The 265-nt window shown below is 42.3% G+C and carries 1 protein-coding gene; it reads right to left on the bottom strand.

Annotated features, from left to right (window positions below):
• The coding region (locus V6252_RS12895) for an outer membrane protein assembly factor BamE (RefSeq protein ID WP_341610718.1) at positions 1-265 on the bottom strand (265 nt) is incomplete at both ends.

The raw sequence follows: 265 nt of genomic DNA, 5'->3' as shown, positions 1-265 counted from the left end.
CGATTACGCTCAAGAGTATCTCGAAACGCAGGGCTGCCAAGAGTATAAAGAACTTGGTTTTGATTCATCCCCACTTTTAGCTTCTCCGCATGGGTTTGAGTAATCGCTGTGCCTTGCGGCAAATCAATCTTATAAACACTCAAAAATGAGCAGCCAGACATAGCAATAGTAGCGCTAAGCATACTCGTGATAACGATCTTACGTAATGCGCTAGTGTGGCTTAACTGACGGAAATTTAATGTCTTTATCATGGTAAGATGACTCA

The organism is Psychrobacter proteolyticus (genome assembly GCF_038155145.1).
Taxonomy (GTDB): Bacteria; Pseudomonadota; Gammaproteobacteria; order Pseudomonadales; family Moraxellaceae; genus Psychrobacter; species Psychrobacter proteolyticus_B.
This window is presented reverse-complemented; position numbering and strand designations above follow the sequence as displayed.